Source organism: Terasakiispira papahanaumokuakeensis (assembly GCF_001709345.1).
GTDB lineage: Bacteria > Pseudomonadota > Gammaproteobacteria > Pseudomonadales > Halomonadaceae > Terasakiispira > Terasakiispira papahanaumokuakeensis.
This window is the reverse complement of record NZ_MDTQ01000001.1, coordinates 1,273,649-1,286,741: the sequence shown is the minus strand read 5'-3', so window position 1 is coordinate 1,286,741 and position 13,093 is coordinate 1,273,649. Positions and strand designations below refer to the sequence as shown.

General features: G+C 50.8%; 12 protein-coding genes. 7 read left to right on the top strand and 5 right to left on the bottom strand.

The genetic code is table 11. The features are described from left to right. Positions 1-45 precede the first annotated feature (45 nt). The 3 genes from msrQ to BFW38_RS05605 all read right to left on the bottom strand — a co-directional run bounded on the left by msrQ (position 46) and on the right by BFW38_RS05605 (position 3,011). Positions 46-684: a protein-methionine-sulfoxide reductase heme-binding subunit MsrQ gene (msrQ, locus tag BFW38_RS05615; protein WP_068997495.1), complete on the bottom strand. Its 639-nt coding sequence runs from the start codon at positions 682-684 to the stop codon at positions 46-48. A 110-nt stretch (positions 685-794) separates the two neighbouring features. Next, complete coding sequence (msrP, locus tag BFW38_RS05610; RefSeq protein ID WP_069000239.1) at positions 795-1,832, bottom strand: protein-methionine-sulfoxide reductase catalytic subunit MsrP; 1,038 nt, start codon at positions 1,830-1,832, stop codon at positions 795-797. A gap of 174 nt (positions 1,833-2,006) precedes the next feature. Beyond that, positions 2,007-3,011: an LLM class flavin-dependent oxidoreductase gene (locus BFW38_RS05605; protein WP_068997494.1), complete on the bottom strand. Its 1,005-nt coding sequence runs from the start codon at positions 3,009-3,011 to the stop codon at positions 2,007-2,009. A gap of 118 nt (positions 3,012-3,129) precedes the next feature. Here BFW38_RS05605 and BFW38_RS05600 point away from each other — a divergent pair, with 118 nt between their 5' ends. The 5 genes from BFW38_RS05600 (at position 3,130) to eutC (ending at position 8,528) form a co-directional block, all read left to right on the top strand. Then, on the top strand, positions 3,130-4,179 hold the full coding sequence (locus tag BFW38_RS05600; protein ID WP_245686081.1) for an ion transporter: 1,050 nt from the start codon (positions 3,130-3,132) through the stop codon (positions 4,177-4,179). A 217-nt stretch (positions 4,180-4,396) separates the two neighbouring features. Beyond that, complete coding sequence (locus tag BFW38_RS05595; protein ID WP_068997493.1) at positions 4,397-5,245, top strand: AraC family transcriptional regulator; 849 nt, start codon at positions 4,397-4,399, stop codon at positions 5,243-5,245. A gap of 108 nt (positions 5,246-5,353) precedes the next feature. Continuing rightward, positions 5,354-5,992, top strand: coding sequence for a LysE family translocator (locus BFW38_RS05590; RefSeq protein WP_068997492.1), 639 nt, complete (start codon positions 5,354-5,356; stop codon positions 5,990-5,992). A gap of 202 nt (positions 5,993-6,194) precedes the next feature. Further along, a complete protein-coding gene (locus BFW38_RS05585) occupies positions 6,195-7,577 on the top strand; it encodes an ethanolamine ammonia-lyase subunit EutB (protein ID WP_068997491.1) in 1,383 nt (460 codons plus the stop codon). A gap of 108 nt (positions 7,578-7,685) precedes the next feature. Next, the gene (eutC, locus tag BFW38_RS05580; RefSeq protein ID WP_068997490.1) at positions 7,686-8,528 is read left to right on the top strand and encodes an ethanolamine ammonia-lyase subunit EutC; all 843 of its coding nucleotides are present in this window, start codon (positions 7,686-7,688) and stop codon (positions 8,526-8,528) included. A gap of 129 nt (positions 8,529-8,657) precedes the next feature. On the opposite strand, the gene BFW38_RS05575 is transcribed toward eutC, so the two are convergent. After that, positions 8,658-9,386, bottom strand: coding sequence for a hypothetical protein (locus BFW38_RS05575; protein WP_068997489.1), 729 nt, complete (start codon positions 9,384-9,386; stop codon positions 8,658-8,660). Positions 9,387-9,719: 333 nt separating this feature from the next. Between BFW38_RS05575 and dusA the strand changes: the two genes are divergently transcribed. Together dusA and tal are read left to right on the top strand one after the other, a co-directional pair. Next, the gene (dusA, locus tag BFW38_RS05565; RefSeq protein WP_084004475.1) at positions 9,720-10,742 is read left to right on the top strand and encodes a tRNA dihydrouridine(20/20a) synthase DusA; all 1,023 of its coding nucleotides are present in this window, start codon (positions 9,720-9,722) and stop codon (positions 10,740-10,742) included. Positions 10,743-11,116: 374 nt separating this feature from the next. Further along, on the top strand, positions 11,117-12,055 hold the full coding sequence (gene tal / locus BFW38_RS05560; RefSeq protein WP_068997487.1) for a transaldolase: 939 nt from the start codon (positions 11,117-11,119) through the stop codon (positions 12,053-12,055). A 96-nt stretch (positions 12,056-12,151) separates the two neighbouring features. Here tal and BFW38_RS18115 read toward each other — a convergent pair. Beyond that, on the bottom strand, positions 12,152-13,093 hold a 942-nt coding region (locus BFW38_RS18115), incomplete at its 5' end, for a DASS family sodium-coupled anion symporter (RefSeq protein ID WP_245686080.1).

Here is a 13,093-nt window from a genome sequence, read left to right as displayed (position 1 = left end):
GTCGTCAGCCAGGATCTTCAAGGTACCGACATGAAGATCCAGATATTAAGAGCTCGCCATACGTCTTGGCCGACGAGAAAGACGACGCGCCAGAGGCGGCCAGCGCAGTAGCATTAAACCGGCCGCAACGAGTGCATAAGCACTCCAGGTACTTAAATCGGCGCGCACCACCCATAAAAAATGCAGCATGACCAACATCAAAATGACATAGACACTTTTATGCAACGGCTTCCAGCGTCGCCCAAGACGTTGCATCGCCCAACGATTAGAGGTGATACCCAACACCACCAAACCGGTTAGGGCCAAAGCGCCCACAATGATATAAGGCCGCTCGACCAGTTCTTTACCGAGCTGCGACCACTCCAGACCCAAAATAAAGAGCACATAACAGAGCAAATGCATCAGGGCATAAGCCAACGACCACAACCCTAACTGACGACGAATCACACGAAAACCTTTCCATCCTGTCAGCCGAGTCAACGGTGTCAGGCTTAAGGTCAATAGCAAGCACCACAAGGCGCCATGCCCTAGGTTCAGCAATAAATAACGTCCAGGTTCAGGGCCTGCCTGCCCTTGCATCACCTGTCCAACCCACAAGGCCCACGGCACCAGCGCCAGCCCAAACACCAACCAGCGCCAGCCTAAAATAAAGCGGGGATTCAGGTAAAAGCGGATTTCTGACATTCAGCACCCTTTCTGATATTCAACGCAGGGCATTCAAGCGTCACTCATGATATGCGGCCCACCCCTCATCTTGGCTTCACGCAATCTAAACCAAGCCAAGCGCAGGACGATTAATAATGCTGGCGCAGATCCATCCCCTGATAGAGGCTGGCGACTTCATCTTCGTAACCATTGAACATCAGCGTATCAATACGGTTAGGGCTGAAAAGGCTGTTGGGTAAGCGGCGCTCCCGAGCTTGGCTCCAACGAGGATGATCCACCTGGGGATTCACGTTGGCATAAAAACCATATTCACTGGGCTGTAGTTTTTGCCAAGAATTCACGGGTTGCGTTTCCACCAACGAGATACGCACGATCGACTTAATACTTTTGAAGCCGTATTTCCAAGGGACGACCAAACGAATAGGGGCTCCATTCTGATTGGGCAAGACACGACCATACATGCCCACCGCCAAGAGGGTCAGGGGGTTCATGGCTTCATCCAAACGCAGCCCTTCGACATAAGGCCAGTCAATTAAGCCAAAGGCGGAATCTTGAGCACGCATTTGTTGCGGGTCATATAACGTCTCAAAGCGCACGTACTTGGCCTTACGAGTGGGATCGGCGCGGCGAATCACATCCGCTAATGGAATCCCCAACCAAGGAATCACCATCGACCACGCCTCAACACAACGCAATCGATAAATACGCTCCTCCAGCTGAGAAGGGCTGACTAAGTCTTCCAACGCAATACGGCCTCCGTGGTTGACTTCACCATCGACCACCACTTCCCACGGTTCAGGCTTTAGCGTGTGCGCGTAACGCGCAGGATCATCTTTACTGCCACCAAACTCGTAAAAATTGTTGTACTGGGTCGCCGCCGCAAAAGGCGCCACCTCATCTCGTTTAGGATCTTCCGGTACCACCGAGCGCCACTTAATCTCAGCGCGTTGAGCGTCAAACCACGCGGGAGGCACCCGCCCTTGTGGAACATCGGGATAAGGGTTCGCCGCTGAAGACACCGCCGCCGCATGGGACAGGCCGGGCAGCGCCAAACCAGCACCAACCCCGGCCACCCCTTGCATAAAACGTCGTCGATTCCAGTACACCGACTCTGGCGTAATCTCTGAGGGCTTCACTTCGCTACGTCGTCTTATTTTAATCAGCATCGGGCCGCTCCCAATAAAAAAGCGTTGATCCACTCATCAAGCATAACCCCTCATCAATTAGACCAGAGTCACTAGACCAGAGGCATTAGACTAGAATCAGTACAACCTCTTTTGAGTCATTCGGCCCACAATCGTTCGATAATAGACACTCACACGCCATCTTGAACTTTACTTTTAGCGCTCAGGTGACTGCCACAGTTGGGCTAACAACTCAAAACTGTGAGCCCGGGCCTCGGAATCATACACATCCGTCACGACCATCAACTCATCCGCCTGGGTACGATCAAGGAAGGCCTCCAGGCCCTCACGCACCGTTTCGGCACTGCCCACAACCGCAGCCCCAAGATGCTGGTTCACCATCGCCATTTCATGGGGGCTCGCTTCAACGCGTGTCACAGGCGGAAGTGAGCGAGTCCGTTGCCCTCGAATGAGGTTGAGAAACTTCTGCTGCGCAGTCGTCCCCAAATAGCGCGCTTGCTCATCCGTATCAGCCACAATCACCGGCATACCCACCATGGCATAAGGCTCATCTAACACTTCGGAGGGTTGGAACTGTTGGCGATAAAGATGTAGGGCCTCATCCAGATAACCTGGGGCAAATTGAGCAGCAAAGGCAAAAGGCAGACCTAACTGAGCGGCGAGCTGAGCACTATAGCCACTCGACCCCAGTAACCAGATGGGCACATGTGTCCCTTGCCCTGGAATCGCTTTAACCCGCTGCCCCGGCTGGGCATCATCCAGATAACGGCGAAGATCGGCCAACCTCTCAGGAAAATCCGTCACCCCAGCATCCATATGCCGCCCAATGGCGCGCATCGTGGCATGATCACTGCCCGGCGCACGGCCCAAGCCTAAATCGATCCGATGAGGATATAGCGTTTCTAAGGTGCCAAACTGCTCAGCAATCACTAACGGCGAGTGATTCGGCAGCATAATGCCGCCACTGCCAACACGAATGCGCTCAGTACTGCCCGCGATATGACCGATCAACACCGATGTGGCCGCACTGGCGATTCCATCAATATTATGGTGCTCAGCCAGCCAAAAACGATTAAACCCTAATTGATCCACCTGACGCGCCAGCTGTCGGCTCTGATCAAGCGCTTCAGCAATGCTACCTTGATCGCGAATCGGGACTAAATCCAGCACCGACAGCGGAATCTCTTGCAATTTAGACATTTTGCCTCCAAACCTGATGATTGAAGCCATACGCAACGCAAACGCACAGCGGTACCGTATGACTTCGTTGATTTGAAGAGAAGATTAGGGCGCTATCGTCATATCACAAGGAGATGCTATGCCAGGCTCTCAAACACAAGGGGCTCAAATGCATGAGACCCAAGCCCTCGCACCCCGAGCTTTATCTCGGGAGCGTTGGCAGCTCGCTTGGGATGGGTTGATTGTCATGTTGGTGGTGATCAACCTCGGCTTATTATTGTTTGATACGCTTTATCTCATTGAGCCTTTTCAACAGACACTCGCATCGCTCAGCCCTAGTTTTGATCACTTCTACGCGACAACAATCCACGCCCGCTTTTATACCATTGACCTTGTTTTTGTCAGTATCTTCGTACTGGATGTGTTGTTGGGCTGGGTCATGGCGATTGTTGAGAAACGCTACCATCGCTGGTTCTTCTATCCCTTTGTGCACTGGTATGACGTGCTGGGTTGCATTCCGTTAGGCGGGCTGCGCTGGCTCAGAGCACTGCGTATTATTTCGCTGCTCTATCGTTTACAGCGACTTTCACTGATTGATATGAGGCGCTGGTATCTGGTGCGCGGGCTCTACAAATATTACGGCGTATTGTTGGAAGAAGTTTCCGATCGCGTTGCCATTCGTTTACTCGGCAGCCTGCAGGAGGAAATCCGCCACAGTAACCATCTCTCAAGCCGTATTAGCAAAGAGATTCTGGCCCCACGAAAAACACAGCTAGTCGATGAAATCGTCCAACGCCTTCATCATGGTGTCAGTCAACTCCACGTTCAAAACCGAGATCTGTTGACGCGTTATATTAATGCCCTGGTTACCCGCACGCTTTACGAGAGTCCAGAGATTAAACGCCTGCACAAATTACCGATGGGCCAACAACTGACCCGAGGGCTTGATCAAACCCTCAGCCGACTGGCAGCTCAATCGGCGCATGAACTGCTCAGCAGCATGCGCTCACCAGAGTGCACACAGTTGATGAAACACGCTATTGAGGGTGGGCTGGATAGTTTATTGCATACTGATGAACGCAGTGATCGCGTGACCGAAGAGGTGATGGTGGAAATGCTGGCCTTACTCAAAGAGCAAGTCGCGACCCAGCGCTGGAAGCAGAGCCCTTCACCCCACCCAGACGATTAATACCTATGGCAACAGGCTGATACCAATGAAATGAACAGCCAATGAAGCCTCTTATCAAATTCGATCGAGTGAAGCGCAATTTGGTACAAGCATCTACCGATGCCACCCATTACAGTAAGCTTATTCAGTCGATATTAGAGACGGTTTCGACATCAGACTCGATAGAAAACGGCGAGCATCACATTGAATATGCCCGTCAGAGGCGATAGGTGTAACCATGCACTCAGGCAATCATTTTCAGTTCAGCCAGAACCAAGCGCTACCAGGCGTACGGGTACTGGAAGCCAGTATGGCTGACTTCTCATATGACAAGCATGCTCACGAAGAATTTGGTTTAGGTTTAACCCTGGCCGGGGAGCAACACTTTGCCAGCCAGGGCACCTTTTTCCGCAGTCGGCCGGGTCACATTATCCAGTTCAATCCAGATCAAGATCATGATGGCCACGCCGGTACACAGGCGCCTCTGTATTACCACATGCTGTATATCAACGAAGACTATTTGCAATCATTAGCTCAAGCATTAGGCGCCCCTTCCGGCCAGTCGGTTTATGCGCGCCAGACACTGATCCAGCATTCCCAAATGCATCGCAACCTCCGACAGTTGTGTCAAATGTTGCAACAGGGCATCGGGTCAGGCATGGCGCTGGAACAAAAGCTGATTGAGGTGGCGTCACTCTTTATCCGCCTGAACACTGACCAAGCCCCCATTCAAAGCGGTATCTCACAGACCAGTCGACACGATGCCATGATTGAACGCGCACGTGAGTTTATCCGCGATAACCTGCGCCAAAACCTGACACTTGAAGAGATCAGTGACCAAGTGCACCTCTCCAAGTTTCATTTTTTACGGCTATTTAAACAACATACCGGCATGACCCCGCACCAATACTTATTCAGCTGTCGGTTAGGCGCTGCCCGTCATGCGGTTGAACATGGCGAAGGGCTCACCGCGATTGCCCATAGCTTTGGGTTTGCCGATCTGAGTCACTTTAATCGACGCTTTAAAAAAGTCTATGGGATGACACCCGCTCAATATCAGAAGCACCTTTATCTCAATACAGGCTGAGATCACTTTCAACAGGCCCCCTGTGAACAGCCCCTGCTTCTAAACATCTGTTCGTAACATCTGACGCCATCGTTTCAGACCCCTGTCGCTCACCAGGAGAATCGCTTGATGCTACAACTCTTTGCTTATGCCTTTGGCATTATGTATACCCCAGGTCCGGTTAATTTGCTGGCATTGAATGCCGGTTTACAGGGGCAATCCCATCGAATTTGGGGATTTCATATCGGTGTTGGGTTAGGACTGTTCATTCCACTGACGGTATTGAGCCTAATGGGTACACAGCTGGTCACCCCTGAAAGATTACGCTGGCTCACCTTGCTGGGTTGCGGCTACATCATTTATCTGGCCTGGAAGATCGCCCGCGCCAATATCACCGTCCCCACTGCCGCCGCTCAACCCGTCACCCGGTTACGTTTTCGCGATGGTTTACTGATGCAATTGCTGAATCCCAAAGGCATGATCGCTTGCCTACCGATCACGACGCTATATATGCCCACCTTGCACCTCTCTGCCAACGGGGTCGTCATCACTTGCATTTTGCTGGCGACATTGGGGGCTGGTGCACCTGCGGCCAATACCTGGGCCGGCCACTGGGTGAGACAACGTCTTAATGCTCTCACCACGACATCATCCTCTGGCCCTACGCATACACGTTTAATGAAAGGATTTAATCTCGTCATGGCCGTGTTTCTGGCCTATGCCGCACTCGCGTTACTTTGGAACCAGTGGTCTCCTTTATGGATTTAACTTGACGGGCGTAGCGATAAGGGCCATCGCTGTAAAAATACATAGCCGGTACAAAGCTTGCATATCCATTCGCCCAAAGTGGGGCTTTAAGACACTGACCTGTCACGACTATTGTGTCATCTTAAGGAAGAGATGCCGTACTGATCGGTCATGACGTACAGACCCACACCAGTCACAGCGGATATTCAGAGGGAGGCCGGCAATGGAACGTATCATTGATATGGGCGGGCAGCGTTATCGCTACCGTAATTTGGGCGCCTTAATGGCACAGGCGACACCATTACGTTCAGGTGATGAATTAGCGGGGGTCGCGGCTCAAAACGCTGAAGCGCGTGCGATTGCCCAATGGGCGCTGGCAGATGTGCCCTTGGCTGATTTCTTAAATGAAGCCTTAATTCCATATGAGGATGACGAAGTCACCCGGTTGATTATGGATCGGCATGACCGCAATGCCTTCGCCCCTGTTGCCCATATGACAGTCGGCGACTTTCGCAACTGGTTATTATCTCATCAAGCCGACACGGCAACACTCCAAGCGCTCGCGCCAGGGCTAACCCCCGAAATGGTGGCTGCCGTCAGTAAAATCATGCGTTTGCAGGATCTGATACTGGTCGCCAGCAAATGCGAAGTGGTCACACGCTTTCGCAATACGATTGGTTTAAAAGGCCACTTATCGACGCGTTTACAACCCAATCATCCCACCGATAATCCAACCGGCATTGCCGCCAGCATTCTAGATGGCCTGATGTACGGTAACGGTGATGCGGTCATCGGCATCAACCCGGCGACGGATAACACCAGCGCAGTCACCACTTTGCTCAAAATGCTGGATGAAGTGATTCAGCATTATGAGATCCCAACCCAAAGCTGCATTCTGACCCATGTCACCACAGCGATTGAAGCCATTCAGCGTGGCGCCCCAACCGATCTAGTATTTCAGTCCATTGCGGGCACCCAAGCGGCCAATGAAGGCTTTGGGATTAATCTGGCCCTATTGAAGGAAGGTCACGATGCCGCCCAGTCACTGCAACGCGGCACAGTTGGCCAGAATGTGATGTATTTTGAAACCGGACAGGGCAGTGCATTATCAGCCAATGGTCATCATGGTATTGATCAGCAGACGCTGGAAGCACGCGCTTATGCCGTAGCCCGAGAATTCTCGCCGCTTCTGGTCAATACAGTGGTCGGCTTTATTGGCCCGGAATATCTCTTTGATGGTAAACAGATCATCCGCGCCGGGTTAGAAGACCATTTCTGCGGCAAGCTACTAGGCGTCCCTATGGGGTGCGATATCTGCTATACGAATCACGCTGAAGCCGATCAGGATGATATGGACATGCTGTTGACGTTACTGGGCACAGCAGGCTGTAACTTCATCATGGGCATTCCTGGCTCAGATGACATCATGCTGAACTATCAAACCACGTCATTTCATGATGCATTATACGTGCGCGACGTCCTCCAGCGATCTCCGGCGCCAGAGTTTCAACAGTGGTTAGAGGCGATGTCGATTATGGACCCACAGCAACGATTACTGGTCGGGCAACAACTCCCCGCCGCATTCCAACAAGCGCTTTCACCCTGAGCCGTTGGATCTGAACTGATTGCTCTGACCGCTTGCCTTCAGCCTTTATATTGCACTGATCAGTACACATGTTTTTGATGCCGCACCTTAATCAAGCGAGCCTGCACCATGACTAAGCACATCACAGCTCAACCTTCAGCAAAAGCCGACCATGCGAGCCCAGTGACGCCGAATCCCTGGAGCCGTTTAAAACATTATACCGATGCCCGTATTGGCCTAGGCCGGGCTGGGCATAGCTTACCGACTGAAGCTCACTTAACCTTTCAGTTGGATCATGCCCGTGCCCGAGATGCGGTTCATCAACCGCTCGATATTGAAGCGCTCTCGACACTCATCAATGAACGTCAACACCGCGCTATTCCCCTTCACAGTGCAGCCAGGGACCGTGCCGAATACCTCAAACGCCCTGACTTGGGCCGGCGTTTAAGTGATGAGGCCATTCAACATTTAGATCAATATCGAGACACGCATCGCGAAGATTGCGATATTGCCTTGATTATCGCCGATGGTCTCTCGGCTCGCGCTATTCATGACAACATCGCCCCCATGCTGGACACTTTACTCCCTCGTATTAGCGAACAGGGCTGGAAGCTAGGCCCCATCACCGTGGTCGAGCAAGGGCGCGTGGCGATTGGCGACCCCATAGGCGAAAAGCTTAAAGCCCGTATGAGCATCATCATGATTGGCGAACGCCCAGGGCTCAGCTCACCGGACAGCCTCGGTATTTACTTCACCTGGGCACCCCATAGCGGTCGTCGTGACAGCGAACGCAACTGTATTTCCAACATACGCCCGGCCGGGCAATCCTACGCAGCAGCGACAGACCTATTGATCTACTTAATGTTAGAAGCCGAACGACGCCAACTCTCAGGTGTTCAACTCAAAGATGACTCTATTGTCGACTCCCAACTCGGGGATGGACGTCAGGGCAACCTACTGCTGCCGCATTAAAACCATCAGGTTAATGAGTCAGACGACTAGAAAGCTAGAAAGAATAACGCCCGCGATAGCGGGCATTTAAATAATGATAGTGAGACAAACTTCATTGAACATGCCCCCTCAAACCTAGTGTCTCAGGCATTAGGCATGAACATCAACCACATAGCCTTCCGATGATTGATCAAAACCATCGCCTCGCTTCTTGATTTGATCAAACAAAGAATCGCTAGCCCCCCAAAGATGTTGGACTCCCTTGATAACTTCCGCATAGTGAAATGGGTTTTTATCAGAGTTTTCTATGTGTTCACGCAAACGAAAGACCTGTTGAAAAGAAGTCTTATCCATCGTGAAATTATCGAAAATATCGACACGAAAGTTATTGGCTGGATGGCGTTGAACCCCATCAAATGCCTCGATCAGACGATCCCGTATTTGGATCATCTTTTGATCGACACCTGCTTCGTGAACTAATGCACCTAACTGCTCACGTTCATCATCTGTGAGATCATCGCCATAGATCACCAGATCATTGTTCTCATCAATCGACACATCCCATTCTTTATCGCCAACAATCTGCCGAGCTTGTGCTTCGACACTTTCCATTGAATCTTGTAAACCTGCGGTCAAAGCTGGAAGCGCCAAACGAATATACCCCTGGCCTTCAAACCAGTCACCAAAAGGATCATTGGGATCAGGTTGTAAATCTTTTTCCGAGGAGAAATGCGGTTCAATAGAAGGGGCTTTTTCAACATCAGCGTTAGAAATGGGTAACTCGTCACTTTGATTGCGTTGCGGCATATTCGAGATGTCTTTGATCGAGCCACGTGACGGGGACACCATGCCCCCCCAGTTCAGTCCTTTAATATCCATAATCGTTATCTCTTTAAAAAAACCAAAGTTAGTTCATTTTAAGTATGAATCGGTCAGATCAAACTGTTCGGGCCAGTCAATGGAAAATACTCAGCCACATAAACCTCATTTTAATATATTAAAGAAAAATCATACCCAAGTATTGAACAAAAATGTGACACACTTTGACCATATCCCGTTCAGCTAAGCATTGAGATCGTTTCGATGATGCACCGGCCACTAAAGACTCGAACCCCCCACAGTAAGCCGGTATAATCGCTTTTCTTTTTTTATCGCCACTGGCGTTATCATTGCTCATGTTATCGTCACTGGCCGTGTAAACTTTAGGTCCTTATGACTCAGCCGTTACCCAATACGCATTGGGGAGAAGCCCCCTACCCTCGTTTTTCCGTGGCCCCGATGATGGAGTGGACTACGCGACACTACAGGTATTTTGCGCGCTTATTGTCCCGTCATGCTTTGCTGTATACCGAGATGGTCACCACAGGTGCGCTACTGCATGGCCAAGATCCTGAACGATTTCTGGCCCACCACGCGGATGAGCACCCACTGGCTTTACAGCTAGGCGGCAGTGTCCCGGAAGAACTGGCAATTTGTGCACGTATGGCAGAGGCTGCAGGCTATGACGAAGTCAACTTGAACGTCGGCTGCCCTAGCGATCGAGTACAAAACAATCTGATCGGGGCCTGTTTGATGGCCCACCCCGACAAAGTGGCTGCTTGCATCGCTGCCATGCAGGCCGAAGTGAAGATCCCAGTCACTATAAAATGCCGCATCGGTATTGATGATCAAGATAGCGAAGCGGATTTAACTCATTTTATTGAGACGGTGGCTGCAGCCGGTGGGCGTATATTTATTGTACACGCGAGAAAAGCCTGGCTTCAGGGGCTATCACCCAAAGAAAACCGTGATATTCCACCCTTAGACTATGATCGTGTTTATCGCTTAAAACAGGCACACCCCGAGCTCACAGTTGCCTTGAACGGTGGACTTAAGCAATTGCCCGATATGCAAGCTCAGCTGGATCATGTCGACGGCATCATGGTGGGCCGTGAAGCCTATCAAAACCCAGGTCTACTGCTCTCGATTGATCAAGCCTTCTTTAACGATGCGACCGAACGCCCCTCCCGCCATGAGGCAATTCGTCAATACCGCGCTTATGTTGCACAAGAACTCGCACAAGGCACACGCTTAAATGCCCTCTTAAAACCCCTATTAGGCGTATTCCAGGGGGTTCCTGGCGCTCGAGCTTTTCGTCGTCACTTAAGTGAAAACGCTCATCTCACGGGAGCGGGCCTGGAAGTATTGGATCATGCCCTCGCCAAAGTGCCCGAGTTTCATATTGAACGGTCGTAACAGATAGCGGAGAGATTGATAGCTTTAAATACGATATGAAGTCAAGCAGGAACAGATATAGACAGAAGGCTCATTGCAAGCTTGACTCAAATCTGGCTCTATATCCTGATCTTGTGATGTGCGATTCATTGAGAGGATGTTGCATTAATGTCGCACTTCAATTCATAACACGTTAATAGTTTTGAAGCGCCAATTTGTGTTGTGTGGCATTTTAATTTTTAGCGTATTTCTATCTAAAAACGTTTTATGTCGTGAAAAAGCTTTGATGTTCTACTTCTTCATGCTGTTGTCATTGAATATCGACAGACTGAACACTGAGATTAAAGTCGCCTGATAAAACCATTACGATTTTAACTAATACCTTGAGGTTATCCATGTCCAGCCGCCTGGAACAGCTACGTAAGATGACGGTTGTCGTTGCCGATAGCGGTGACTTTGAAGCCATCCGCGAGTTCCGCCCGACCGATGCCACCACTAATCCTTCGCTTTTATTACAGGCACTGGCGCTCCCCCATTGCCAAAAGATGCTGAATGAAGCCATTACCGCGGCCAATGGCCATTCTGAACACTTATATACGGCCTTTGCAGCACGCATGGCTTGTCAGTTACTCCAAACCGTACCGGGCTATGTCTCCATTGAAGTTGACGCGCGTGCTTCTTTTGATATCCGCGCCAGTATTTTATGTGCTCGCGATCTGATCGCACAGGTCGAACAACTGGGCGGAGATCGCCAACGTGTCCTGATCAAACTGGCGGCAACTTGGGAAGGCATTAAAGCCGCAGAAGTATTAGAACGTGAAGGCATTGCATGTAATCTCACGCTTTTATTTAGCTTTGTACAAGCGCAGGCCTGTGCTGATGCGAATGTGACTTTGATCTCACCTTTTGTCGGGCGCATCCTCGACTGGCATCAAGCACGCGAACCAGAGCGCACCTTCAATGGCGAAGATGACCCAGGCGTTCTTTCAGTCCAACAGATCTATCAGCATTACAAACGCCATGGTTACCGAACAATTGTCATGGGGGCGAGCTTTCGCAACAGCGACGAAATTGCGGCATTAGCAGGCTGTGATCGTCTGACCATTGCGCCTAAATTACTTGCCGAACTGGAACAAGATCAACGCCCGCTCCCACAAAAGCTTCATCCAACCACAGAACATCAAACCGCGCCATCCCCCATGAGTGAGGCATGCTTTCGTTTGGCCTTAAATGCTGATGCCATGGCGACAGAAAAGCTGGCCGAAGGTATTCGTCGTTTTATCGCTGATTTGGAACAATTAGAATCTCAGCTCGCAGAGCGCCAAGCCGCTTAAGCCCCAAGGCTGACACGCTCTCAACAAAAAACCGGCGGGAATATCCCTGCCGGTTTTTTTGTCTCATACCACCATTGAGTCATACCACCTGAGCGATCAGGCAATCATTTGTAACCACGGCAGGCCAATTAACAGCCAAGCCGCGAGATAGACCAACCCAAAGATAGCGCCCAAGCGCCACCAGAGCGGCCCTGGAATATAACCGCTGCCATAATAAACAGGGCTTGGACCAGTCCCATAAGGAGTGATAATCCCCATCAAGCCCAGCATCGGCAGTAAAAGCAGTACAAAAGTAGTCATATCGAGGCCAGGAACACCTGAAGCGGCCGCCAGCATCACCGGCAACAACGCAGTCACATGAGCAGTCACACTGGCAAATAGGTAGTGCAAGAAGAAGAAAATCAGAGCCAGCACAATCATAGCCACAGTCGGACCGAAGTGACTAATCCGTTCACCGACCAAATCACCAAACCAGCCAACGAAGCCGACTTTGCTCAAGCCACCCGCCAGAGCCACCAAAGTCGCAAACCAAACCAGTGTATTCCATGCCGATTTATTACTGAGGATGTCATCCCAAGTGACAATCTTGAAGATCAGCATGGCACTGATCACCAATAGCCCCACAAGCGCAGAGGAAATAAACGCACCCGCAAAAATCCACATCAGCAGTGCCATCAAAACAAGCACCAGCAGCAACCCTTCATTACGAGTTAAAGGACCTTGCTCAGCTAGTTCTTTAGTTGCCCATTCACTGACAGCAGAACCTGATTTCACCTCTGGCGGGCACAACCAATAACTCATCAACGGCACCACCAGCAACAGCAAAATACAAACAGGCGCTGCCGCCACGAACCACTGCCCCCAAGTCACTTTTAAACCGACAGCACTTTCAGTTAAAGCGATCGCCAACAGGTTCGGGGCTAACGCAGTCAAAAACAATGAGCTGGTCACACAAGTGGAAGCAATCGCTGTCCACATGAGGAAAGTCCCCATTCGTTTGCGGCTCTCATCACCCGGATTTGAATCATACAAAGGTGT

Excerpts from the sequence above, each read along its gene's own strand:
- BFW38_RS05600 (WP_245686081.1), top strand. The coding sequence starts at position 3,130 with ATGCCAGGCTCTCAAACACAAGGGGCTCAAATGCATGAGACCCAAGCC.
- tal (WP_068997487.1), top strand. The coding sequence starts at position 11,117 with ATGTCCAGCCGCCTGGAACAGCTACGTAAGATGACGGTTGTCGTTGCC.
- msrP (WP_069000239.1), bottom strand. The coding sequence starts at position 1,832 with ATGCTGATTAAAATAAGACGACGTAGCGAAGTGAAGCCCTCAGAGATT.
- dusA (WP_084004475.1), top strand. The coding sequence starts at position 9,720 with ATGACTCAGCCGTTACCCAATACGCATTGGGGAGAAGCCCCCTACCCT.
- BFW38_RS05595 (WP_068997493.1), top strand. The coding sequence starts at position 4,397 with ATGCACTCAGGCAATCATTTTCAGTTCAGCCAGAACCAAGCGCTACCA.
- BFW38_RS05605 (WP_068997494.1), bottom strand. The coding sequence starts at position 3,011 with ATGTCTAAATTGCAAGAGATTCCGCTGTCGGTGCTGGATTTAGTCCCG.
- eutC (WP_068997490.1), top strand. The coding sequence starts at position 7,686 with ATGACTAAGCACATCACAGCTCAACCTTCAGCAAAAGCCGACCATGCG.
- BFW38_RS05585 (WP_068997491.1), top strand. The coding sequence starts at position 6,195 with ATGGAACGTATCATTGATATGGGCGGGCAGCGTTATCGCTACCGTAAT.
- BFW38_RS05590 (WP_068997492.1), top strand. The coding sequence starts at position 5,354 with ATGCTACAACTCTTTGCTTATGCCTTTGGCATTATGTATACCCCAGGT.
- msrQ (WP_068997495.1), bottom strand. The coding sequence starts at position 684 with ATGTCAGAAATCCGCTTTTACCTGAATCCCCGCTTTATTTTAGGCTGG.
- BFW38_RS05575 (WP_068997489.1), bottom strand. The coding sequence starts at position 9,386 with ATGGATATTAAAGGACTGAACTGGGGGGGCATGGTGTCCCCGTCACGT.